This window comes from Allobacillus sp. SKP2-8 (genome assembly GCF_007559355.1).
GTDB classification, from domain to species: Bacteria; Bacillota; Bacilli; order Bacillales; family Alkalibacillaceae; genus Allobacillus; species Allobacillus halotolerans.
In genome coordinates this window covers 34,192-57,091 of the sequence record NZ_VMHF01000011.1, presented here as the reverse complement: position 1 = coordinate 57,091, position 22,900 = coordinate 34,192, and the positions used below count along the sequence as shown (strand labels likewise).

Below are 22,900 nucleotides of genomic sequence, written 5' to 3'. Positions count from 1 at the left end.
CCCTAAAGAAAATCGCAGTATTCAGCACGATTCTTCTTTAGGGACTTTCATATAAAAAATTAATTATCTGTACTAACCTTTTTCAAACAGATGAATGTAAATATGGCAGCAGCGATTACCCATATGGCAACGATACCGATTGCCGTCCATGAATTCGTTTCATGCATATCAATCATCTGCATAATCGGAAAGTAGTCGGCAATCTTGATGGCGATACTATCGTCTCCCAGATTCAAAAATTCGATCATTGGTGTGAAACCAAACAAAAACATAACCGGCATTATATATGCTGAAGTGTTGGCTACTGACTTCGTAAACAATCCTATGCCAATCCCCAATAGCAGGAAGAAAAGAAACAAAAGAATTAGTCCAATAATCGGTTGAACGGCTAAAAATGTGTCATTGCCTAAAATAGCTAAAGATATAACTAACGAGATTAAGGTGAATAGCCCGACGACTAAACTCTTTCCAATGAGAATATCAGCGAGAGAAGCAGGTGACTGGATGAGTCCACGTAATGTTTTCTTTTCATTTTCTTCAGCCATCATCGTCATCATCCCACTCGTCGTTACAGCAGAATAGGCAGCTCCAACAATAAGGTATAGCAATGGAATAGGAAGCTCCCCTTCACCCATTCGGCTATACATGAAAGCGAGGAAAATCGGAATGATCGGCATCATCAATAACATCATATTCTTTCTAAATTCCTTTAGATCCTTTTCGAAAATAGCACCAATCCGTTGTGTATTCATTAGACGAGCTCCTTTCCGGTAAGCTTTAAAAATACATCTCCGAGTGTCGGTTTATCTGACTGTATGGATTTAACCTTTCCAGCGGCAATTAAATCTCTAATTTGATCAGCATTTTTTGAATCATTTCCTAAGACGAACTTTTCATTCGTAGTTGTTTCGATATGAAAATCATGTGATGAATATTTAAATCTAAGTTCATCTGGATTTCCTAACTCTTGTATTTTGCCGTTATCCAAGAAGGCTACACGATCACATAACTTTGTTGCTTCTTCCATATCGTGCGTCGTTAGAAAAATTGTCGTACCCGCTTCGTTCAACTTTTGTAGGCCCCGATGAATGTGTATGACATTCCCAGGGTCCAATGCTGATGTAGGCTCATCCAGAAACACAAGGTCTGGTTGATGAACCAAAGCTTTAGCAAGCAATATTCGTTGCTTCATTCCTTTTGATAGTTTAGATACGACTTTATTGCGGTCATTTTTCAAGTTTACATCATCTAAAATGACATCAATTCGCTCTAATGGTGCTCCGTATAATTTACAAAATAATTTCAGATTATCGTATACCGTTAAACGTTCATAGAGTGCACTGTTATCTGATAAAATCCCGATTTTTGACTTGAATTGAGTTGAGTCAAACGACGATGCATCTGTATCTAGTACACAGACATCACCGGTTGTTTGTTCGAGCTCTCCCGTTAAAATTTTAATTGTTGTTGTTTTACCCGATCCACTCGGTCCCAACAAACCGAATATTTCCCCTTTTTTTACATGGAAACTTACGTCTTCAATGGCAACTTGTTGGTCAAATGCCTTTCTTAGACCAGAAACTTGAATTGCGTTTTCCAATTGAACCCCTCCTTTGGCGATCTACTCATATCGTACATGGCATCCGTTATGAATGCAGTAGTTCCACGGTGAGATGTACCAAACGAAACGTAAATCGTACCTTTCACTTACTGAATTGGATTCCCAAAAGAGGTTCACACCGTCCAAAAGGGATGAACGGTACCTATTTCAGATCGAATGTATCCTGAATATGCTGTATTTTTGTGCGAGATAACGGAATGGTAGACTTCGGTTTATTATCGATACGAAGTGAGTATGTATTTTTTGACCATGTTATGATTTCTCGTACTTTTTGCAAGTTGACGATATAAGATCGGTGGCAACGGTAAAATCCGTATGGTTCAATTTTTTTCTCGATTTCAGCTAACGTCGAATCTAATGAAAAAGATTCATGGTTTACAACAATCTGTGCCTTCCCATCCTGACTTTCAATATAATCGATTTCCGTCGGGTCGAATAAAATAATTTTGTCTTCTACTTTAGCCGGAACTTTATATAATTTGGATGTCGTTAATGTAGCTGAATTTTGTTCAGTTTCGGTAGTAGTTTCACTCAATTCCTCTTGAGCAACTTCGATTTCTTGCAGACCATTTTCTTTTAGTTTATACGTCAGATCACTAAGAAGTAGCGCATGTTCGAGGTTGGAAACTAGGATGAGCACTGGTGTTTTGTTCTCTTTCAATTTTTGCAGCATATTCATGAATGTATTCATTGTATGTAAATCGACACCTTGGATTGGCTCATGAAAGACCACAGGATAATGATCCATCATAAAATATTTTGCATAATAAACACGAGCGAGTTCCGATGGTGTACATTTACTCAACGGTTTGTCAGCACATGTTTGTAAGCCAAACATTACAAGAATCTCGGGAAAAGTCATTGAACACCCAAACCACTTATGGAAAAATTTAGTGTTATCAGCTACGGTTAAACGGTCGTAAAGTCCTTCCTGTCGATCGAAAACGCTCATCTTCCCCTCGCGAAGAATCGCTTCAATTAACTCTGCTTGCAGATCCGTGTCGCTGTATATTGCTGTCGTAATTGATTCATTCAGATCGAGAGATACCGATGGAAGTTTTTCATCTTTCGCAGCTTCATAGTTTAATGTGTAATCTGACACCTTACAACCTCCCTTTTGTTCGGATTATTCTATCTATTAACCATAATATAATACTATCAAAAAAACCGCCGTATAACCGGCGGTTCATTTATTTTCGTTCAAAAACTTATGCAGGTGGTATTTCCGCTTCAGAATACCTGCGATCGAGATCGACGAATTTGTTGTATTCTTTGACGAAAGCGAGCTCCACGGTTCCAACAGGACCATTTCTTTGCTTCGCGATAATGATTTCGATAATATTTTCTTTTTCTGATTCTTGATCGTAATAATCGTCCCTATATAAGAAACCAACGATATCCGCATCCTGCTCAATACTTCCGGATTCACGGATGTCAGACATAATCGGGCGCTTGTCTTGTCGCTGTTCAACTCCACGAGAAAGCTGAGACAGAGCGATGACAGGCACTTCCAATTCCCGTGCCAATGCTTTTAGTTGACGAGAAATTTCGGAAACTTCTTGTTGCCTGCTTTCCCGGCTATTTGCGTTTCCTTGAATTAATTGCAGGTAATCAATGAGAACCATTCCAAGACCACTCTCTTGTTTCAGACGACGACATTTGGAGCGAATCTCGTTTACTTTAATTCCTGGTGTGTCATCAATATATATTCCTGCATTGGACAAGCTACCCATCGCCATCGTTAGCTTTCTCCAATCTTCCTCTTGCAGTTTACCTGTACGTAAGCGTTGAGCATCAATATTTCCTTCCGCACAAAGCATACGCATGACAAGCTGGTCAGCTCCCATCTCCAAACTGAAGATCGCCACGTTCTCATCTGAGTTCACGGCCACGTTTTGTGCAATGTTCAATGCGAATGCCGTCTTACCTACGGAAGGACGTGCAGCTACAATAATGAGATCGTTCTTCTGAAAACCCGATGTAATATAATCTAAATCGCGGAATCCAGTGGCAATGCCGGTGACTTCTTCATCCATATTATGCAGTTGTTCGATATTATCATAGACGCCAACCAAAACATCCTGGATATTTTGAAAACGTCCGGATGATTTATTTTGAGAAATATCCAAAATGGTTTTCTCAGCGTGATCAAGCAAATCGGTTACTTCATCACCTTCATCATATGTCTTGGTGACGATATCGGTTGCTGCATGAATAATTTTCCGTAAGGTTGATTTCTCTTCAACAATGCGCGCATAGTATTCGATATTGGCAGCTGTCGGAACTGAATTAGCGATATCCGTTAAATACGATACACCGCCGACTTCATCCAACATTTTCAAATCGTCTAGTTCGGTCGTTATGGTTACCAGATCGATGGGTTCTCCTTTATCGGTCAGACGAATCATCATTGAAAAAATACGTTGATGACTTACACGGTAGAAGTCCTCTGGCTCTAATATTTCAGTTGCTGTCACAATCATATCCGGAACAAGAAAAATAGCACCTAGTACAGCTTGTTCCGCTTCGATATTATGAGGCAATGTTCGGTCTTGTGAGATGTCTGACACTTCGTTCCCCCCTTTTCCATCTGGATGATGTTATTGTTCAACAACATGCACTCGAAGTGTTGCTGTCACATCTTGGTGCAGTTTCACCGGTACATTCGTAAAACCAAGTGAACGAATTGGATCGTCCAATTCGATCTTCCGTTTATCTACTTTGATTTGATGTGTCTTTTTCAATTCTTCAGCAATTTGCTTACTCGTAATCGATCCGAATAAGCGGCCTGAATCACCTGATTTAGCTGATAGCTCAACGGTAAGGTTCTCAACCGTTTCTTTTAATTTCTTTGCTTCTTCTAACTCTTGTTTGGCTTTCTCTTTCTGTTTCTCTTTTTGTGCTTCCAACTGTTTGAGATTACCGGGTGTCGCTTCAACTGCTAGGTTATTTTTCAATAAATAGTTATTCGCATATCCGATTGCTACGTCCTTTACTTCGCCTTTTTTTCCTTTACCTTTAACGTCTTTTGTGAAAATTACTTTCATTCGTTCTCATCCTCCCCTAAATATTCATCGATGATCCCTTGAAGTTGCTCAACCACTTGTTCAATGGTTGTATCTTCTAATTGAGTAGCAGCGTTCGTCAAGTGACCACCCCCGTTCATACTTTCCATGATCACTTGCACATTCACTTCACCAAGTGACCGGGCGCTGACCCCGACTTTTCCATCCGAACGCTCTGACACGACGAAGGCCGCACGCACATCTGTCATGGTCAGCAAGGTGTCTGCTGCTTGAGCAATGATGACTGCACTATATGGTTCGCCTTCATCAGCACGAGAGATGGCAATCCCTTGTTTATAAATCTCAGCATTTTTAATCAGCTCACTACGCCTGATATACACGTCGATATCTTCTTTCAACAGCTCTTGGACAAATACGGTATCTGCCCCTTTTGATCTTAAATAGGATGCTGCATCAAATGTCCTTGAACCTGTACGTAAAGCAAATGATTTTGTATCGACAATAATTCCAGAGAGTAGTGAAGATGCTTCTAGAACATTGAATTTCAATGGACCATCCTGGTATTGAAGTAACTCTGTCACCAATTCAGCTGTAGAAGAGGCGTATGGTTCCATGTAAACCAATGTCGGGTCCTCGATAAATTCCTGTGCACGACGATGGTGGTCGATGACGACGACATGATCCGTCCGGTTCAACAATTTCTCTTCCATGACCATGGATGGTTTATGCGTATCTACGACAATGACGAGTGTATCCTTCGTCAACATTTCCAGAGAATCTTCCGGCGTAATGAACCATCTGGAGAGTTCTTCGTCTTGATTGATACGGTCCATTAATCGATTCACACCCGTATTATTACCATCAGGGTCGAACACGACATAGCCATTTTTATCATTCTGTTGAGCCAGCTTTAAAATTCCGATACACGAACCGATTGAATCCATATCTGGCATTTGATGGCCCATAACGAGAACTTGGTCACTTGCTTTCACCAATTCACGCAATGCATGGGAAATAACTCGCGCCCGAACGCGTGTGCGCTTCTCCATTGGATTCGTTTTTCCGCCGAAGAATTTTACTTTTCCAGATTCATCCTTCACTGCAACTTGGTCACCGCCTCGCCCGAGAGCAAGATCTAAACTCGATTGTGCCAAGGTGCCGAGTTCAGGTAAACTTTCCGTGTTTTTTCCGACTCCAATACTTAAAGTCAAGCTCACATTTTGATCAGAGATCAATTCACGTACCTCATCCAAAATTTCAAACTTCGTCTTTTCGAGTTGTGATAAAATTTCTTGGTTCATGACTGCAAGGAAACGGTCGGAAGAAGTCCGCTTTAAAAAGATTCCATGGTTTTTCGACCAATTATTTAGCAATGACGTCACTTGTGAGTTCAACTGACTCTTCAGCGTATCATCCATTGCCTGTGTCAGTTCATCGTAGTTATCCAAGTATATAATCGCCAAGACAGTTTCTTCGTCTTGATGCTTTTTCTCAATCTCAATTTGTTCTGTACGATCGAATAGATAGATCAATCGGTGATCTCTTTTGTGAATTAAATGGAATTTCCGGTCATGAATCGCAACCCACTCTTCATCCATTTCACTGTTTGCCATCGATAATAGTGTTTCGGACACATGTGACAGCGATTGACCAATAATGGATTGATCCTTATCAATGAAGTCATTTAAATACGGATTTGCCCATTCAATTTCCCGATCTTCACTATATAAAATAATGCCCACTGGCATTTCCAATAATGCTTCCTCACCGACTTTTTTCACTCGGTAAGACAACGTCGAAACATATTGTTCCGTCCGTCTTCTGAGCCGGTCTTCTGCACGCAAGGATAGAATGATAATAATGATGAGAACTGCTGTTAACGCAATTCCAATAAACCATTCATAAAAAATGGTCACAATAGCTAACGCTGTAGCTAAAATGTATAAGGACCAAAGGTATTTATTAATAATCAGTTTCTTGATATCTTTCATGATAACGTCATCTCCTAATGGACTGACATCAGACTCTATTTATTGGTTTCCGTTATTCGATAAGCGACTGCGTAACTGGAAACCTAAGTCAATTATACCTAAAATCCGTAAAGGATACAGGAGTAAAAATGGAAATAATACTAAACCAGCAACGACCGCAAACGGAACGAATTTTGGCCATTTTTTATGATGGACATAAAATACAATAAATGAAATTCCTTGAACGACCAATAACAAACCGATCATGGAATATAAATTCACACCGGCTAAATATAGCATGTCACTTGGATCGGTGTAAATCCAGGTCAAAATAATGGCAATTAAGTAATACCAAATTAATGATGTTGGAAAACTTAAGTAACGAAGCTTTGGAAACCGGTAAGATGTTTTTTCTGTCCGATTGATCCACCGATAACTCACCCATTGTGCAATCAAAGCAAACACGATGGAGATAACCATCATAAAGGTTGGGATGAGATAAACGAGGCTTTTTGCTTGTTCCTTTGCTAATTCTAATGTTTCTTCATCTAAGTCAACTTCCATTGTTCGCATGAAATTCTCAGAAGTTGAGAAAGAATCTTCTATCCCCTGGTAGATCGTGTCCATCCAATTGATTTGGAAAACAAACTGCGTCACTAAAAACAATAAGCCAAATCCGACAGCAAAACCTGCCGCTCCTGCCGCCCATGTTTCATAAGGACCGCTTCCTGCTCTTATGGAAGCTCCAATGACAATGCCCCCGATAGCTACCAATAGAACAAGTGGAACAGATATATAGGTTAGTAACAGCCCACAGATGACGCCGATAATCACAAACAGAACGGCTCCTGCTTTCCACCCATGCTTTTTCGTCATTAAGACGAATGGTACCGGCAACAAGAAGACTGCCACCAAATTAACAATAGGAAAGAAAATCGAAATTAGCATAAGTAATAAAAATACAAGGCCATTAACGGCCCCATCTTTAAATATATCCGATTGATTCATAAACGCTTCTACACCTCTTTTATTAACGCTTGATGACTTCATAATCACCAAGAATAAAACAAACACCTACTTCCATTATTTTAGCAGGGAATCCATTGCATTGAAAGACTTCATGCTTGGTAACTAATTCAATAGATGAATTCCGAATCTTTTCTACCCGACTCGGTCTCCAATTCACATCAAAGGATCATATTTATTGATTTAGGGAACATATAATCTCTGTTTGGGAGCATAAAAAAGTCATTCGGGAGCATATCTTCTGACAATGGGATCATATGTGTCTCGCTTGGCTCATATATTTCCAACAAAGACCCATATCCAAGCTTGGCAAAGTCACACGTTCCCTCTCAAGTTCAAGAAGATGAAAAAAGCGACTTACCTTTTCGATAGATAAGTCGCTTCTTTATTATTCGCCACTTACAAATGGTAGTAATGCCATTTGTCTAGCGCGCTTAATTGCTTTAGTCAATTTACGCTGATATTTTGCAGATGTTCCTGTTACACGACGAGGTAAAATTTTACCGCGTTCGGAAACGAAACGTCTTAGCAAGTCAACATCTTTATAGTCGATGTGTGTAATTCCATTCGCTTTGAAATAACACACCTTTCTACGCTTACGTCCACGACGTGCCATGCAAATCCCTCCTCATTAAAATGGTAAATCGTCATCTGAAAGGTCGACTGGTTCGCCTTCTCTTTCAAATGGATTATTACTTTTCGGAGCAGACTGTTCTTGTGTCTGTCTCTGAAAGTTTTGATTGTTATTCGATGAGTTTGCCATGGTTGAACCTTGCCCACTTTGACCGGAGCTTCCTTTTGTTTCAAGGAACTGAATGCTCTCAGCCATAACTTCTGTTATATATACACGCTTCCCGTCTTGTCCTTCAAAATTACGCGTTTGGATTCGACCATCGACACCGATCATACTACCTTTTTTCATGTAGTTTGCTAAGTTTTCAGCCTGTCTACGCCAAGCGACACAATTAATAAAGTCCGCTTCACGCTCTCCTTGCTGATTCGAAAACGGTCTGTTTACGGCAATATTGAAGTTTGCTACTGCTACACCGTTTGGGGTATAACGCAAGTCTGGGTCACGTGTAAGTCTTCCTACTAAAACGACTCGATTCAACACATACAACACTCCTTATTGGTCATCTTCACGAATAGCCATATGACGAATAATGTTGTCTGAGAACTTCGCTAAACGATCAAATTCGTTAATAGCTTCTGGTTCAGCTTGGAAATTCAACAAAACATAGTAACCTTCACGATGGTCGTTGATTTCATAAGCTAAACGTTTCATACCCATTTCGTCAACGTTTTCAAGTTCCGCGCCATTGTCAGTAAGCACTTTGTTGAAGTATTCGACAACTTCTTTACGTGCTTCTTCTTCTAGATCTGGGCGGATGATGTACATGATTTCGTATTTATTCATCCGTCTGCACCTCCTTTTGGACTTAGCGGCTCTATTGCATATTGAATAGAGCAAGGAGTAATTTGATTAGATTAATTACTCACATCAACGTATTATACCAAACAAATCTCATCGAAACAACCAAAAATCATTGGATTTACACATTAAAACGGAAATGAATGACGTCACCATCTTGGACGATATATTCTTTACCCTCTAGACGTACTTGTCCTCTTTCTTTCGCAACAGCCATGGACCCAGCATCCGCCAAATCTTCATAAGAAACGATTTCTGCACGGATAAAACCTCTCTGAAAGTCTGTGTGGATAATTCCAGCAGCTTCCGGAGCTGTCATGCCGGTACGGAATGTCCATGCACGTACTTCTTGTTCCCCTGCCGTAAAATAAGTTGCTAAGCCTAGCATATTATAAGAAGCTTTGATTAATTGATCTAATCCTGATTCCTCAATACCCAGTTCTTGTAAAAATTCAGTTTTCTCTTCGCCTTCTAACTCGGCGATTTCTGCTTCAACTTTCGCACAGATGACAATCACTTCTGCATCTTCAGCAGCGGCGAATTCTTTTACGCGCTGGACATGCTCATTTTGCTCAATATCCAACAGCTCGTCTTCCCCGACGTTTGCTGCGTATAACATTGGTTTCACGGTCAGTAAATGAAGCTGTTTTACATATTTCTGTTGTTCTTTTGTAAATTCAACCGCTCTAGCCGGTGTTTCATTTTCAAATGCTTCGCGAAGTTTCTTTAACACTTCAAATTCGAACATTGATTCTTTATCTTTTTGTTTCGCCATTTTCTCTACTTTGTCATAGCGTTTCATGACGGTTTCCAAATCTGCAAGAATCAATTCCAAATTGATCGTCTCGATGTCTTCGATTGGATCGACTTTTCCAGATACATGCGTTACATTTTCATCGTCAAAACAACGAACGACCTGACAAATCGCATCCACTTGCCGGATGTGTGATAAAAATTGGTTACCTAGTCCTTCTCCTTTGCTGGCACCCTTAACAATTCCAGCGATGTCTGTAAATTCAAATGCCGTTGGTATTGTTTTTTTCGGTTTTACCAATTCAGTCAATTTATTCAAACGATCGTCTGGAACCTCCACAATTCCCACATTCGGATCGATGGTTGCAAATGGATAGTTTGCTGATAAAGCTCCTGCTTGTGTGATTGCATTAAATAATGTCGATTTACCAACGTTCGGCAAGCCGACAATTCCTGCTGTTAAAGACATTGTGACGTCCACTCCTTCAATTGATCTACTACCGAATCCTACGTTCAAGATTAGTCATAACAATTATAGTGATTCAACGATAAAAACACAAGTAACTGAAAATAAAAAAACAAGAGCACTATAGCCCTTGTTTGGTATGCAAGATGTTGAAATAAGTCATTTAATTCAAGAAAATTCGTTTTTGTTTCACGTGAAACAATTATTCTTCGGATTTTACGAGCACCTTTTTCAACTTCTTTTCAAATTGTTTTCTAGGAATCATGACACTGTGATCACAGCCTTGACACTTAATACGAATATCCATGCCCATCCGGACAATTTTCCATTCATTCGTCCCACATGGGTGCTGTTTCTTCATTTCGACGATGTCATTTAATCCAAAATCCTTATCTGCCATCTGAGCATCTTCCTTTCTATGTCCATTGCCAAATGTTTACCTCAAGACTATTCTGGGAAACAGATAAGCACTTAACGTGCACAATCTATGTTTATTTTATCAAATTTTATAGGCTGCTGCTCGTTTAACGATAGGAAACAATAGAATCGCACCAAGGACATATAAATTCAACACACCATAAAGAGGATATAAGTAACTAATTAGATGAGAAAATGAGAAGAACGAAAACGGTAGTGCAATTAGTAAGACATATAGACCGACTCTACCTGTTGAATGTTGTTTAAAGAATTCTTTAAGTCGAGAAATGATTCCAAATAAACTCGTCAACGCAGTTGTATAGATTGCAAACCATAATAATACAGCCATCAACAGAAATATTTCAAACGGATAACCATTCAAAATGGCAAACAACGGTATTTCATAGAAGTATAATTGTTCGGCGACGGAGATCAAACTCATATTGTAAACCATGGAGATTGATCCTAGAATTAGCCCGCTGCCAATACTAGCAACATAAATTTCTTTTTTACTTTTTATTTCTTTTCCAACTGCACTTAATACCGCAATTAACGGTAACACATTGAGTGAAGTAAATGGGATGGCTTGTACCCAATTTGATTGATCGCTAATGCCATAAAAAAAGGAAACACGTTCTTGAAAGACGAAAATCATCAGTACGAGAAACAGTCCTACAATGAGTAACGGCAATAAAAATCGATTAATGGATAGTACGCCGTCCATCCCTCTGGGAATAATGACAAGTAGCAAAAGAACCATTAATAGAATACCAACAACATTTGACCATTCAAATATCGTGACTGTAGCACCACTGCCGGCAATCATGACAAAGAGTGTCGTGAATAAATAAATCATAACTAATAAATCATAAACTTTTGCAGATTTGACACCTAAAAATTGCTCCAATACCGGCATATAGTGCTCTGATTTTTTTAAATAGCTTACTTCCAAGATTACATGACAACTAATGATAAACATAATCGTAAATAAAACAATGGCCAGACTGCTACCAAGACCAAAGAACTCCCAAATTTCTCTGCCAGAAGCATAACCAGCACCTACCATCGTTGCAATTATTAAACCAATCCATTTGAATCCATTAATCATAGTCGGCCTCCAACGTATAAATGAATCGTAAAATCCGTATACTAATAGAAATATGTACAAGGAGTAAAAACTATGTCTAAATCAATGATATTGAAAAAATCTACTTATCATATGAATGATTCATTCGTTAGTTTAAAGCTATCTCGGTTTTTAACGAATCATTTGCCGACTGACCAACCAATCATTCTATTATGTATTGGTACCGATCGTTCAACGGGTGATAGCCTTGGCCCACTCGTTGGTTCGTTTTTGAAAGAATCCCTAATCAAAAATATTCATGTGTTCGGAACACTGGATGAACCCGTACATGCCAAGAACCTTCCTGAAACGATTCAGCAAGTTGAAGAAACCTTTCATAACCCTTATATCATCGCAGTTGACGCTGCATTAGGTTCTATCAGAAAGGTAAAAACAATGGATATTGGACTGGGATCCCTCCAACCAGGAGCTGCAGTGAAGAAGAAAATTTCTTCGATCGGAAACCTCTACATTAAAGGTTATGTCAATGTCGGTGGATTTTTGGAATATACGGTGTTGCAATGTACGCGACTCAGTGATGTAATGAGCATGGCTCAAATCATTACAAAAGCAATCCAATATGCAGATACAAGATTATCGGTTAATGGGATTGATTAATCTTTGATGGTCGGATGACTAAAAGCGTTTAAACGGATAACAAATGGTTTTTACAGCATAAAATCCCGTAAAAAAGAGTTGTCCAAAGTCTTTCAAAAGACCCCGACAACTCTTTTTATATGATAAGAGCTATAATTACGAAAACCAATTTGGAACCTGAAGGTAAATAAACAGTACAAATCCGACAATTACTAAACTCGGAAGTAAGTTAGCGACACGGATTCGAGTGACATTCAATAAATTCAATCCAATAGCAACAATTAATAATCCACCCGTTGCAGTCATATCTTCAATAAATAAGTTGAAGAAAGACTCGGGGAAAAACTGATCGATTTGAGTAGCAAATAATGCAATGACACCTTCGTAAATGACTACAGGAATCAATGAGAAAATGACGCCGAAACCTAATGTTGTCGTAAGTACTAATGCAGTAAATCCATCCAGTATGGACTTGGTATAAAGTATCTCATGGTTGCCATGGATCCCACTATCCAAAGGACCGATCACCGCAAGTGCTCCGACGCAAAAGATTAGCGATGCTGTCACAAATCCTTCTGCTATATTGGACTCTTTACCCTCTTTTTTAAAACGCACTTCTAAGTGTGCACCTACTCTGTTCAATTTTTCATCTAAGTCAATTCCTTCACCGATTACTGCACCAAATAGCAGACTAAGGAGTATAACAATGGTTCTGTCCGATTCCAGTCCCATCGTAAACCCCAACGCGATTACCGTCAGACCGATTCCCGCCATGATGGTTTCTTTAATTCTTTCATTTATTTTATTAAAAAACAGACCGAATACTGTTCCTAATGCAATTCCTAATCCATTAACAATAACACCGACTAATTCTATATCAACCACCTACTCCCTTTTGTTTCACGTGAAACAATAGAAAAAGAAATGTCTTCCTAGATGAAATGAAAGTCGCCCATGAGAACGCCATTTCAACCGGTTAGACATTTCTTTACTATTCATTCCTTTATCACTGGTGCATATTATTTTCCTTGATTCATTAAATCAAGTATTCTCTCAAGATCTTCTTTACTAAAATACTCAATTTCGATTTTGCCTTTTCTTTTACCTTGTTGAATGGTAACAGACGTACCGAAAAGATCTCTTAATTCTGTTTCCTTTGAAGCAATGAAGATATCTTTTTTCTCTGGTCTCTTTTTTGGTTTTTGATTGTTTTCATTCAAGCGGGTAATTAATTGCTCCACTTGTCTAACATTCAATCCTTCTTTGCGAATCTTATCTGCAACCATTAGTATTTCTTCTTCTTTTTTCAATGCTAATAATGCCCGTCCGTGGCCCATCGTGAGCTCTTTACTGTTAATCATCGCACGTACTTTTGTCGGCAAGGAAAGCAGACGAATCATATTTGCGATGTGTGGACGACTTTTCCCAAGTCGTTTTGCCAATTCATCATGTGTTATATTCAGCTCATTAATCAATCGGTCGTAAGCTTCAGCTTCTTCCATCGGATTAAGGTCTTCTCTTTGCAAGTTTTCAAGTAATGCTAATTCCATCATGTCTTGGTCATCTAAATCACGAATGACAGCTGGTATGGTCTCAAGACCGGCTTCCTTTGATGCGCGGAACCTACGCTCGCCTACGACGATTTCATACCCTTTGATGGATTGACGAACGATGATGGGCTGTAAAACGCCGTATTGTAAGATGGAGTCCTTCAATTCCTCAATTGCATCAGCCTCGAAAACCTTACGTGGTTGATAAGGGTTTGCCCGAATTTCATTGATCGTTACTTCTCGTACCGTCTCTTCATCAAAATTAACATCTTGAAATAAAGCATTCACACCTTTACCCAACCCTCTGGCCATTTGCCATCACTTCCTTCGCTAAATCACTATACACTTCAGCACCTCTTGAGCGGGGGTCATATTTAATGATAGGTTCCCCGTGACTTGGTGCTTCACCTAAGCGAACGTTTCTAGGAATAATCGATTGAAATACTTTCTCTTGAAAGTACTTTTTCACTTCTTCAATGACTTGAATACCAAGATTTGTTCTTGCATCCAGCATTGTCAGTAAAACACCTTCAATTGCTAAATTATGATTCAATCTTTTCTGGACCAATCGAATTGTATTCAGCAATTGACTTAATCCCTCAAGTGCATAATATTCGCATTGAACTGGTATAAGCACGCTATCAGCTGCTGTCAAAGCATTCAACGTTAACAATCCAAGCGATGGAGGGCAATCGATAATAATATAATCATAGTTGTCACGTGTTTCTTCTATCGCTTTTCGTAATCTTAACTCTCTAGAAATGGTAGGAACCAATTCTATTTCTGAACCAGCCAATTGAATCGTTGCTGGTACTGCATCAAGATTAGGTATGTTCGAAGGCATGAGTGCATGATTGATATTTTCTTCTTCAATTAATACATCATAAATACATGTAGATGTTTCTCCTTTATTGATTCCAATCCCACTTGTGGCATTCCCTTGTGGATCGATATCAATGAGAAGGACTTTATTCCCCATATCAGCTAAACATGCACTCAAATTCACTGCTGTAGTTGTTTTGCCAACGCCGCCTTTTTGGTTTGCAATGGCAATTACTTTTCCCATCTATGTCACCTGCCTACTTCTTTCACAATTTACTATTATAATGAACAATTTTATAGCTATAAATTATATTTTATCATGAACGAACCCGTTATGTTAGTTAAATATATAGTTTAATAGAGTGTTTACGAAAAAAAGAATAAAAAAAAGCCCATCTTATTCATAAAGACAGGCTTAAAGAAGGTGATGAATCTAATTACTTGTTTTTCGGGATTTTTATCGTAATTTTATAGTGATCTTCCTCTTCAGATTCCTCTGATTCCACGTTTAATCCTGAATCGGAGACCATGCTCAATGATTGACGAATTGTATTTAAAGCAATGCGAAGATCTCTACTGACGCCTTTCATTTTCGGTTTTTGCTTTGGTTTCTCTTCAGATGGATCTTCTGGATGGAGTAACGCATCGATTTGTTCTTCCGTTTGCTTCACATTGAGGTGATTTTCAATAACCAAGCCTAAAACTTCTTCTTGAAGTGACTCGTCTTTTAATGAAATTAATGCTCGTGCATGTCTTTCTGTAATCTCTTTATTTAATATGGCTTGTTGAACAACGCTTGGCAGCTTCAACAACCGAAGCTTATTGGCAATGGTTGATTGACTTTTACCAAGACGTTGAGCTAGCGCTTCTTGTGTCAATCCGTGCTGCGATAGCAATTGTTCATAAGCAATCGCTTCTTCAATGACTGTCAGCTCTTCTCGTTGAAGGTTTTCAATCAATGCAACGGATGCTGTTTCTGTATCCGTCATATTTTTGACGATTGCTGGGATTGTTTCCCACTCTAACGATTGAACTGCTCGCCACCTTCTCTCACCGGCAATTAATTCATATCGTTCTTCTTCTTCTATTTTACGGATAACGATTGGTTGAATCATTCCATGTGTGTGAATCGTTTGTGCGAGTTCATTAATTTTTTCTTCATCAAAAATCGAACGAGGCTGATATTGATTGGGGCTTATTTTATCCACTTCAATTTGCACAACTTCATTACTTACCTCTGATGAAACATCCTTGTCGGAATTGGAAGCATTTTTACCGAACAACTTACTAATTGTACCCATTTTTATGGCACCTTCCTTATCAAGAATACGAACTCTATTATGTAAATAAAACTCGTCAATCGACGAGCTTTTGACAACATCATAAAAAATTGTGTAACAATCTAGTAGTCAATTTTAATTATAAAATAATCTATGTTTCACGTGAAACATTTCAAATCTACCTTTACTGCTATCTTACCACAATTTACTTATCTGGAGAAGGTTTAAATTGTGCTTCACTCGATTGGTTCCTTATTTGGAAGTCCTGCTTTACGAGGATATTTAGCTGGCGTCTTTCGTTTCTTATGGATGATCGCAATGTTTCTCTCGCTATTTTCAATCGGTAAAAGAAATTCATTAATGATACTCCAGTCTCCTCCAAGCACTTCTACTGCTGCTTCGCTTGCCTTCTTTTCTTCTTGGAAGTTTGCACCTTTCATCATGATTAAGTCGCCACCAACCTTTACTAACGGAAGGCACAACTCATTTAAGACCGAACTTCTCGCAACTGCACGTGAAAGCACGACATCGAAACTCTCTCTGAATTTCTTATTTTTACCGAAATTTTCAGCACGATCATGGTAAAATGCAATTTCTGTAAGGTTTAGCTCATCCGCCAAGTGATTTAAGAAAGTGACACGTTTTTTTAGTGAATCAACAATAGTCATTTGCAGATGTGGGTATACGATTTTTAAAGGAATCGAAGGAAAGCCCGCTCCGGCACCTACATCGCAAACCGTTAATGGTTGTGAGAAATCGTAATGAAAAGAAGCAGTCAATGAATCGAAGAAGTGTTTTAAATAAACCTCTTCTTGGTCCGTAATTGCCGTTAAATTCATTTTTTCATTCCATTCGACCAATAGCTCATAATACAATTTGAACTGAGCGAGCTGATGCTCACTCAGTTCAATGCCATGTTCAATTAAGTTTGCTTGAAATAACGATTCATCCATTACTTAACCCTCTATTCATTGGATACTTTTGAACGAACGCCCTGTTCAATATAGACGAGTAAGATCGATATATCAGATGGATTCACTCCAGAAATTCGTGATGCTTGTCCAACTGACAATGGTCGAACTTGTTTCAGTTTCTCTCTAGCTTCTGAAGCTATACCGGAAATATCGTCATAATCAATATGCTCAGGAATATATTTGTTGTCCATCTTTCTCATTTTCTCGACTTGTTGATTGGATTTCTTAATATATCCTTCATATTTCACTTGAATCTCGACTTGCTCTTCTACTTCAGCTGGCAAGTTTGTTTCACGTGGAACAAATGGCTTCAACAGTTCATATTTCATTTCGGGACGACGTAATAAATCCGTCGCTCGAACTGCTTCTTTAAGTGGCGTACCATTTTGTTCTTCAATCACTTGTTGAATGGCTTCATCCGGTTTAATAATAATTTTTTCAATTCGTTTGATTTCATCCTGAATCTGTTGCTTTTTATGAGTGAAGCGTTCATAACGTTCTTCTGGGATTAATCCGTACTCGTAACCAATATCAGTCAAACGTAAATCAGCATTGTCATGACGAAGCAATAGACGATATTCTGCTCTTGAAGTTAACAAACGGTATGGTTCATCGGTACCTTTTGTCACTAAATCATCAATCAAGACACCGATATACGCTTGAGATCGATCTAAAATCAACGATTCTTTATTCAAAGCTTTTCCAGCTGCGTTAATTCCTGCCATTATTCCTTGGGCTGCAGCTTCTTCATATCCAGATGTGCCATTGATTTGGCCTGCAGTAAACAATCCATTCACTGTTTTCAATTCTAACGTAGGCCACAATTGAGTCGGTACGACAGCATCGTATTCAATGGCGTAACCAGCACGCATCATTTCTGCTTTTTCAAGACCAGGAATTGTTTCCAGTAATTTCTTTTGAACGTCTTCAGGGAGAGAAGTCGATAACCCTTGTACATATACTTCTTCTGTATTTCGCCCTTCAGGTTCCAAAAAGATTTGGTGACGTGGTTTATCAGAGAAGCGGACAATTTTGTCTTCTACGGAAGGACAATAACGTGGGCCTGTTCCTCTTTCCGCTCCTGAGTACATCGCTGATTTTGTTAAGTTATCCATGATGATCTCATGGGTCACTTCTCCTGTATACGTCAACCAGCAAGGTATTTGGTCGGTAATAAATTCTGTCGTTTCATAAGAGAAGGCGCGTGGCTCTTCGTCTCCTGGTTGAATTTCTGTTTTTGAATAATCGATTGTATGGCTATTTACGCGAGGTGGTGTTCCTGTTTTAAAACGAACAAGATCGATTCCAAGTTCTTCTAACTGCTTGGAAAGCTTAATCGTCGGACGCTGGTTGTTTGGTCCGCTTTCATACTCAATATCGCCGATCAATACCTTACCTCTCATAAACGTACCTGTCGTAACAATTACCTGGTCTGCGTAATAGCAGGCTTTCGTTTCTGTAACGACACCTTTTACTTGGTTGTCTTCGATCAGTAGTCGATCGACCATCCCTTGTCTTAAGGTTAGGTTTTCTTGATTTTCAATAACGTGCTTCATTTCTTGTTGGTAAAGGACTTTGTCTGCTTGCGCACGTAATGCTCGAACAGCAGGTCCTTTACTCGTATTCAACAGTCGCATTTGAATATGCGTTTTATCAATCACTTTTGCCATCGCACCGCCGAGCGCGTCAATTTCCCGAACAACGACACCTTTAGCGGGACCACCGAGGGATGGATTACACGGCATAAAGGCGATTAAATCCAGGTTCAATGTCAACATCAATGTTTTCGCGCCTCGTTTCGCTGAAGCGAGTCCCGCTTCCACACCCGCATGTCCTGCGCCGATGACAATTACATCATAATGTCCTGCATCGTACATACGTAAAGACCTCCTTTTTTTATTTTCCTAAACAGAATTGGGAGAATAACTGATCGATTAGTGATTCATGAACATTATCACCAATGATTTCGCCAAGAAGCTCCCATGTTCGTGTGATATCTATTTGAACTAAGTCAAGTGGCATACCGTCGTCTACCGCTTGAAGTGCATCATCTAATGCTTGTTCCGATTGCTCAAGCAACTGGATGTGGCGTACATTGGATACATAGGTCAAGTCGCCAGAATCCAACTCGCCTTCGAAAAATGTTTCCGCAATTGCCGACTCTAATTGGTCGATTCCTTGTTCTTCTACCAATGAGGTCGAAATGATCGGCACATCACCTGCTATGGCTTTCACTTCATCCAAGTCGATTTGTTGCTCCAGGTCTGTCTTGTTGATGACAGCAATGATGTCATGTTCTCTTGCTGCTTCAAAGAGTGCTGCATCTTCTTTGGTGAATGGTTCATTCCCATTTAGTACAAGTAGAATCAAATCGGCATCTTTAAGAGCCTTTCGAGAGCGTTCAACACCGATTCTTTCCACAATATCTTCAGTTTCCCGAATCCCTGCTGTATCGATCAACCGCAGTGGAACACCACGCACATTCACGTATTCCTCAACGACGTCACGAGTCGTACCTGGAATATCAGTAACGATTGCTTTGTTTTCTTGAGCCAATATATTTAGTAAAGACGATTTACCGACGTTCGGCTTGCCGATAATCGCCGTAGCAATTCCTTCTCGTAAGATTTTCCCTTGCTTGGCCGTCATCAACAACCGCTGAACCTCTTCTTTCACAGCTGTTGCCCGTTCAACAAGCATCTGATGTGTCATTTCTTCCACATCATCATATTCCGGATAGTCAATATTCACTTCGACGTGAGCAACCGTTTCGATCAACTGCTGTCGCAAAGAACGAATTAAGTTAGATAATCGACCATCCATTTGATTTAATGCTTGCGACATTGCTTTATCTGTCTTGGAACGGATTAAATCCATGACAGCTTCTGCTTGAGATAAATCAATACGGCCATTCAGGAATGCACGTTTTGTAAACTCTCCTGGTTCAGCCAACCGTGCGCCTTCCCTTAAAATTAACTGAAGCACGCGATTGACTGAAACCATTCCGCCGTGACAGTTAATTTCGATTATATCTTCACGAGTGAAGGTTCGAGGAGCTTTCATCACTGAAACCATCACTTCTTCGACCTTTTCATCTGTTTTTGGATCGATCAAACTCCCATAATGGATCGTATGGGAATCTACTTTCGTCAAATCCTTCGTTGGAAAAATTCGATTGGCGATGGCAAACGATTCCTCCCCACTAATTCGGACAATCGCAATGGCACCTTCGCCAATCGGTGTTGAAATTGCTGTAATTGTGTCTTGCTCCATGAACCTCACTCCTTTCGATGAGCAAATTCTCAACTAAAAACATTAACATAAATAGGGATAAAAAGAAAGATATACAGCTTACCTCATATTGGTAAGAAGTAAGCTTTATGTACGTCTAAAGCCAATTAAAAAACCGATATAAAGCAGTTAAGCCTTACATCGGTCGTTTTTTGATATCCTTTATTTCACGCCTGGTTATTCAGGCTTGATCACAACGTATCGGTTCGGATCTCTTCCGTCTGAGTAAGTAGAAACTTTGCTGTGGTCTTGCAATGCTGTATGAATGATTTTTCGTTCAAAAGAAGGCATTGGTTCCAATCGAACTTCTTTGTTTAGCTTCATCGCTTTATTTGCAAGCTTATTTGCCAAATCTTCAAGTGTCTCTTTTCTTCGTGCTCGGTAATTCTCTGCATCAACAACAACGGTTACATACTCATCCTTGTTTTTATTGACAACAAGATGGGTTAAATATTGCAACGCATTGATTGTTTGTCCTCGCTTACCGATTAGCAACCCCAGTTTTTCACCAACGAGGTCATACACAACCCCATGTTGATCTTCCTTCACTTGAACATCGACAGAAACATTCATATCTCTTGATATATCGACTAAAAATTGTTTCCCTTCATCCACGGCGCTTTTCATCTCAGTTACTTTTACATAAGCACGCTTCGAACCAAAGACTCCGAGAAGTCCTTTTTTTCCTTCATCAATCACATCGACCTTCACTTGACTTTCATCTAAGGCAAGTTGACTAAGAGCATTTTCTTTTGCTTCTTCAATCGTACGACCACTAGCAGTTATTTCTCTCACTTTTTAGATCCTCCATTGTCTTTTTCTAATTGTTTCATCATCGGACGACGAACTAACAATGTTTGAGCAATCATAAAGAGGTTACCTACTACCCAGTATAACGCAAGGGCTGATGGGAAGAACAATGCAAACGCACCGATCATCACTGGCATTAAGTATAACATAACCTGCATTTGTGGGTTAGCAGCAGCTGGTGAACCTGCCATCATCAATTTCTGTTGAATAAATGTTGTCGTGAATGTGATTACTGCCATGATGATACTTGGCTCCCCAAGTGAAAACCATAAGAACGTATAATTTTCAATTGCTTCTGTACGCACAATGGCATGATAGAAAGCAATTAAAATCGGCATCTGTACAATAATCGGCAGACACCCTGCAAGTGGGTTGACCCCATGACGCTGGAATAGTGCCATCGTTTCTTGCTGTAATTTCTGCTGTGTTTGCTGATCTTTTGACGAGTACTTTTCTCTTAAAGCCTGTAGCTCAGGCTGGATCATTTGCATCGCTTGAGAAGACTTCAACTGTTTGATATTTAGTGGCAAAATTAATGTACGCAACAAAAGTGTTACAATAATGATTGCCAAACCAAAGCCGTGATTGAAAATATCCTCAGCTATGTAAGTAATCAAAAAAGATAATGGATAGACAAAGAATGAATTCCAAAATCCTTCACTGTCTTCGGTAATTGGTTGATCGATCTGTGTACAACCACTAAGGAATAGAGCAATTGCGATCATTGCTCCAACTACGAACAATCGTTTATACACCTGTTTTCCTCCTAACATTGCTAACGCGGAAATTCTTTATACATTCTACCATTATATATAAGAGGTTTACCATAAAAAATGTGAAATATTTATTGACGATACAAGCTTGTTCGTTTCAAAACATGCTTTAAGCTGTTTTTGATCTCATCAACCTTCATAGATGTCGTTGGCTTTCTGGCAATGATAATGATATCAACATCTGGTTGAATATGCGATTCCAACTGTCGCAAACTTTCGCGTATATATCGTTTAATTTGATTACGCATAACAGCATTCCCAAGTTTTTTTCCTACCGAAATTCCTACACGAAAATGGTGTTGATCCTTTTTTGGTACATAATAAATGACAAGCTGTTTGTTGGCGAATGATTCACCCTGTTTAAAAATTTGTTGGAACTCCTCATTTTTTTTGACACGGTATTTTTTCTTCAAAAGGATCATCCAATCTCTCTCGATGTTCGAAATAAACTCATCCGTTTATTGCGTTGATCAAAATCTTCTTTTTTATATACGAATTATCTGCTAGAAAAAAGACCACTGAGTGGATCTTCCAGTGGTCTAAGCAGAAAGTACTTTTCTTCCTTTTTTACGACGGCGTGCTAGAACTTTACGTCCGTTTTTCGTCTTCATTCTAGCTCGGAATCCGTGCACCTTACTGTGCTTTCTCTTTTTTGGTTGGTATGTTCTTTTCATTTATCTACACCTCCTAAAAGGAAATCAAACCTCTACCATTTAAAAACAGTCCAAATTAGTATATAAAATTTGTTCCCCATATGTCAATAGTAAAACAGCCGAACTACATTTAAATTCGGTAATTTTATGATCCACATTCCGATCAGTAAAGAAATTCACTTTACATTTTAATCGGATATCCATCTGGAAGCAATGGATATGGTCATTTTTCGAATGATTGATTACCCGATTTTTAATCATTTGGCTTTGTTAACGTCTGGTGGAGGTGATCAACTATCGGTTTTTTCCACGA

Annotated in this window: 25 protein-coding genes; 1 reads left to right on the top strand and 24 read right to left on the bottom strand. The window is 39.2% G+C overall.

Going from position 1 to position 22,900, the window contains the following annotated elements:
- Positions 1-59 precede the first annotated feature (59 nt).
- From FPQ10_RS09405 to FPQ10_RS09345, 13 genes are all read right to left on the bottom strand, one after another.
- Positions 60-752, bottom strand: a complete 693-nt coding sequence (locus FPQ10_RS09405) for an ABC transporter permease (RefSeq protein WP_144163262.1) — start codon at positions 750-752, stop codon at positions 60-62.
- Entirely contained in the window at positions 752-1,600 is an 849-nt protein-coding gene (locus tag FPQ10_RS09400; protein WP_144163261.1) for an ABC transporter ATP-binding protein, read from the bottom strand. Before FPQ10_RS09400 ends, FPQ10_RS09405 begins: the two co-directional genes overlap by 1 nt.
- Before the next feature lie 163 nt (positions 1,601-1,763).
- A complete protein-coding gene (locus tag FPQ10_RS09395) occupies positions 1,764-2,723 on the bottom strand; it encodes a LytTR family transcriptional regulator DNA-binding domain-containing protein (protein ID WP_144163260.1) in 960 nt (319 codons plus the stop codon).
- A 106-nt stretch (positions 2,724-2,829) separates the two neighbouring features.
- Positions 2,830-4,191, bottom strand: coding sequence for a replicative DNA helicase (dnaB, locus tag FPQ10_RS09390; RefSeq protein ID WP_144163259.1), 1,362 nt, complete (start codon positions 4,189-4,191; stop codon positions 2,830-2,832).
- A 30-nt stretch (positions 4,192-4,221) separates the two neighbouring features.
- Positions 4,222-4,668, bottom strand: a complete 447-nt coding sequence (gene rplI, locus FPQ10_RS09385) for a 50S ribosomal protein L9 (RefSeq protein WP_144163258.1) — start codon at positions 4,666-4,668, stop codon at positions 4,222-4,224.
- On the bottom strand, positions 4,665-6,638 hold the full coding sequence (locus FPQ10_RS09380; protein WP_144163257.1) for a DHH family phosphoesterase: 1,974 nt from the start codon (positions 6,636-6,638) through the stop codon (positions 4,665-4,667). The genes rplI and FPQ10_RS09380 overlap by 4 nt, the downstream gene beginning before the upstream one ends.
- A 39-nt stretch (positions 6,639-6,677) precedes the next feature.
- The gene (locus FPQ10_RS09375) at positions 6,678-7,625 is read right to left on the bottom strand and encodes a YybS family protein (protein ID WP_222103063.1); all 948 of its coding nucleotides are present in this window, start codon (positions 7,623-7,625) and stop codon (positions 6,678-6,680) included.
- Positions 7,626-8,031: 406 nt separating this feature from the next.
- Positions 8,032-8,259 (bottom strand): 30S ribosomal protein S18, encoded by a 228-nt coding sequence (rpsR, locus tag FPQ10_RS09370; RefSeq protein WP_236782619.1) that lies wholly within the window; start codon positions 8,257-8,259, stop codon positions 8,032-8,034.
- 15 nt (positions 8,260-8,274) lie between these two features.
- Positions 8,275-8,757 (bottom strand): single-stranded DNA-binding protein, encoded by a 483-nt coding sequence (gene ssb / locus FPQ10_RS09365; protein ID WP_144163254.1) that lies wholly within the window; start codon positions 8,755-8,757, stop codon positions 8,275-8,277.
- Positions 8,758-8,769: 12 nt separating this feature from the next.
- Complete coding sequence (rpsF, locus tag FPQ10_RS09360) at positions 8,770-9,060, bottom strand: 30S ribosomal protein S6 (protein WP_144163253.1); 291 nt, start codon at positions 9,058-9,060, stop codon at positions 8,770-8,772.
- Between the two features lie 136 nt (positions 9,061-9,196).
- A complete protein-coding gene (gene ychF / locus FPQ10_RS09355) occupies positions 9,197-10,297 on the bottom strand; it encodes a redox-regulated ATPase YchF (protein ID WP_144163252.1) in 1,101 nt (366 codons plus the stop codon).
- A 199-nt stretch (positions 10,298-10,496) separates the two neighbouring features.
- The gene (locus tag FPQ10_RS09350; RefSeq protein WP_144163251.1) at positions 10,497-10,694 is read right to left on the bottom strand and encodes a DUF951 domain-containing protein; all 198 of its coding nucleotides are present in this window, start codon (positions 10,692-10,694) and stop codon (positions 10,497-10,499) included.
- A gap of 99 nt (positions 10,695-10,793) precedes the next feature.
- On the bottom strand, positions 10,794-11,819 hold the full coding sequence (locus FPQ10_RS09345; protein ID WP_144163250.1) for a YkvI family membrane protein: 1,026 nt from the start codon (positions 11,817-11,819) through the stop codon (positions 10,794-10,796).
- 72 nt (positions 11,820-11,891) lie between these two features.
- On the opposite strand from FPQ10_RS09345, the gene yyaC reads away from it, so the two are divergent.
- Complete coding sequence (gene yyaC / locus FPQ10_RS09340; protein WP_144163249.1) at positions 11,892-12,455, top strand: spore protease YyaC; 564 nt, start codon at positions 11,892-11,894, stop codon at positions 12,453-12,455.
- 135 nt (positions 12,456-12,590) lie between these two features.
- Here the strand turns inward: yyaC and FPQ10_RS09335 are convergent, their stop codons facing one another.
- From FPQ10_RS09335 to rpmH, 11 genes are all read right to left on the bottom strand, one after another.
- Positions 12,591-13,310 carry a DUF554 domain-containing protein gene (locus FPQ10_RS09335; RefSeq protein WP_144163279.1) on the bottom strand — a complete coding sequence of 240 codons (720 nt, stop codon included), beginning with the start codon at positions 13,308-13,310 and terminating at the stop codon, positions 12,591-12,593.
- A gap of 143 nt (positions 13,311-13,453) precedes the next feature.
- Positions 13,454-14,296 (bottom strand): ParB/RepB/Spo0J family partition protein, encoded by an 843-nt coding sequence (locus FPQ10_RS09330; RefSeq protein ID WP_144163248.1) that lies wholly within the window; start codon positions 14,294-14,296, stop codon positions 13,454-13,456.
- The gene (locus tag FPQ10_RS09325) at positions 14,277-15,050 is read right to left on the bottom strand and encodes a ParA family protein (protein ID WP_144163247.1); all 774 of its coding nucleotides are present in this window, start codon (positions 15,048-15,050) and stop codon (positions 14,277-14,279) included. The genes FPQ10_RS09330 and FPQ10_RS09325 overlap by 20 nt, the downstream gene beginning before the upstream one ends.
- A 193-nt stretch (positions 15,051-15,243) precedes the next feature.
- Positions 15,244-16,107: a nucleoid occlusion protein gene (gene noc / locus FPQ10_RS09320; protein ID WP_144163246.1), complete on the bottom strand. Its 864-nt coding sequence runs from the start codon at positions 16,105-16,107 to the stop codon at positions 15,244-15,246.
- A 215-nt stretch (positions 16,108-16,322) separates the two neighbouring features.
- Entirely contained in the window at positions 16,323-17,039 is a 717-nt protein-coding gene (gene rsmG / locus FPQ10_RS09315) for a 16S rRNA (guanine(527)-N(7))-methyltransferase RsmG (RefSeq protein WP_144163245.1), read from the bottom strand.
- 11 nt (positions 17,040-17,050) lie between these two features.
- Complete coding sequence (gene mnmG / locus FPQ10_RS09310; protein ID WP_144163244.1) at positions 17,051-18,937, bottom strand: tRNA uridine-5-carboxymethylaminomethyl(34) synthesis enzyme MnmG; 1,887 nt, start codon at positions 18,935-18,937, stop codon at positions 17,051-17,053.
- Positions 18,938-18,956: 19 nt separating this feature from the next.
- Positions 18,957-20,333, bottom strand: a complete 1,377-nt coding sequence (gene mnmE / locus FPQ10_RS09305; protein ID WP_144163243.1) for a tRNA uridine-5-carboxymethylaminomethyl(34) synthesis GTPase MnmE — start codon at positions 20,331-20,333, stop codon at positions 18,957-18,959.
- Positions 20,334-20,528: 195 nt separating this feature from the next.
- Positions 20,529-21,146, bottom strand: a complete 618-nt coding sequence (gene jag / locus FPQ10_RS09300; protein ID WP_144163242.1) for an RNA-binding cell elongation regulator Jag/EloR — start codon at positions 21,144-21,146, stop codon at positions 20,529-20,531.
- Positions 21,143-21,916, bottom strand: a complete 774-nt coding sequence (gene spoIIIJ / locus FPQ10_RS09295; RefSeq protein WP_186278633.1) for a YidC family membrane integrase SpoIIIJ — start codon at positions 21,914-21,916, stop codon at positions 21,143-21,145. The genes jag and spoIIIJ overlap by 4 nt, the downstream gene beginning before the upstream one ends.
- An 89-nt stretch (positions 21,917-22,005) precedes the next feature.
- Complete coding sequence (rnpA, locus tag FPQ10_RS09290) at positions 22,006-22,347, bottom strand: ribonuclease P protein component (protein WP_144163240.1); 342 nt, start codon at positions 22,345-22,347, stop codon at positions 22,006-22,008.
- A gap of 126 nt (positions 22,348-22,473) precedes the next feature.
- Positions 22,474-22,608, bottom strand: a complete 135-nt coding sequence (rpmH, locus tag FPQ10_RS09285; RefSeq protein WP_144163239.1) for a 50S ribosomal protein L34 — start codon at positions 22,606-22,608, stop codon at positions 22,474-22,476.
- Positions 22,609-22,900: the final 292 nt, after the last annotated feature.

Bases quoted from the DNA above. Each gene is read 5' to 3' on its own strand.
- FPQ10_RS09405 (WP_144163262.1), bottom strand. From the start codon at position 752: ATGAATACACAACGGATTGGTGCTATTTTCGAAAAGGATCTAAAGGAA.
- rplI (WP_144163258.1), bottom strand. From the start codon at position 4,668: ATGAAAGTAATTTTCACAAAAGACGTTAAAGGTAAAGGAAAAAAAGGC.
- FPQ10_RS09380 (WP_144163257.1), bottom strand. From the start codon at position 6,638: ATGAAAGATATCAAGAAACTGATTATTAATAAATACCTTTGGTCCTTA.
- FPQ10_RS09375 (WP_222103063.1), bottom strand. From the start codon at position 7,625: ATGAATCAATCGGATATATTTAAAGATGGGGCCGTTAATGGCCTTGTA.
- rpsR (WP_236782619.1), bottom strand. From the start codon at position 8,259: ATGGCACGTCGTGGACGTAAGCGTAGAAAGGTGTGTTATTTCAAAGCG.
- rpsF (WP_144163253.1), bottom strand. From the start codon at position 9,060: ATGAATAAATACGAAATCATGTACATCATCCGCCCAGATCTAGAAGAA.
- ychF (WP_144163252.1), bottom strand. From the start codon at position 10,297: ATGTCTTTAACAGCAGGAATTGTCGGCTTGCCGAACGTTGGTAAATCG.
- FPQ10_RS09350 (WP_144163251.1), bottom strand. From the start codon at position 10,694: ATGGCAGATAAGGATTTTGGATTAAATGACATCGTCGAAATGAAGAAA.
- FPQ10_RS09345 (WP_144163250.1), bottom strand. From the start codon at position 11,819: ATGATTAATGGATTCAAATGGATTGGTTTAATAATTGCAACGATGGTA.
- yyaC (WP_144163249.1), top strand. From the start codon at position 11,892: ATGTCTAAATCAATGATATTGAAAAAATCTACTTATCATATGAATGAT.
- FPQ10_RS09330 (WP_144163248.1), bottom strand. From the start codon at position 14,296: ATGGCCAGAGGGTTGGGTAAAGGTGTGAATGCTTTATTTCAAGATGTT.
- FPQ10_RS09325 (WP_144163247.1), bottom strand. From the start codon at position 15,050: ATGGGAAAAGTAATTGCCATTGCAAACCAAAAAGGCGGCGTTGGCAAA.
- noc (WP_144163246.1), bottom strand. From the start codon at position 16,107: ATGGGTACAATTAGTAAGTTGTTCGGTAAAAATGCTTCCAATTCCGAC.
- rsmG (WP_144163245.1), bottom strand. From the start codon at position 17,039: ATGGATGAATCGTTATTTCAAGCAAACTTAATTGAACATGGCATTGAA.
- mnmG (WP_144163244.1), bottom strand. From the start codon at position 18,937: ATGTACGATGCAGGACATTATGATGTAATTGTCATCGGCGCAGGACAT.
- mnmE (WP_144163243.1), bottom strand. From the start codon at position 20,333: ATGGAGCAAGACACAATTACAGCAATTTCAACACCGATTGGCGAAGGT.
- rpmH (WP_144163239.1), bottom strand. From the start codon at position 22,608: ATGAAAAGAACATACCAACCAAAAAAGAGAAAGCACAGTAAGGTGCAC.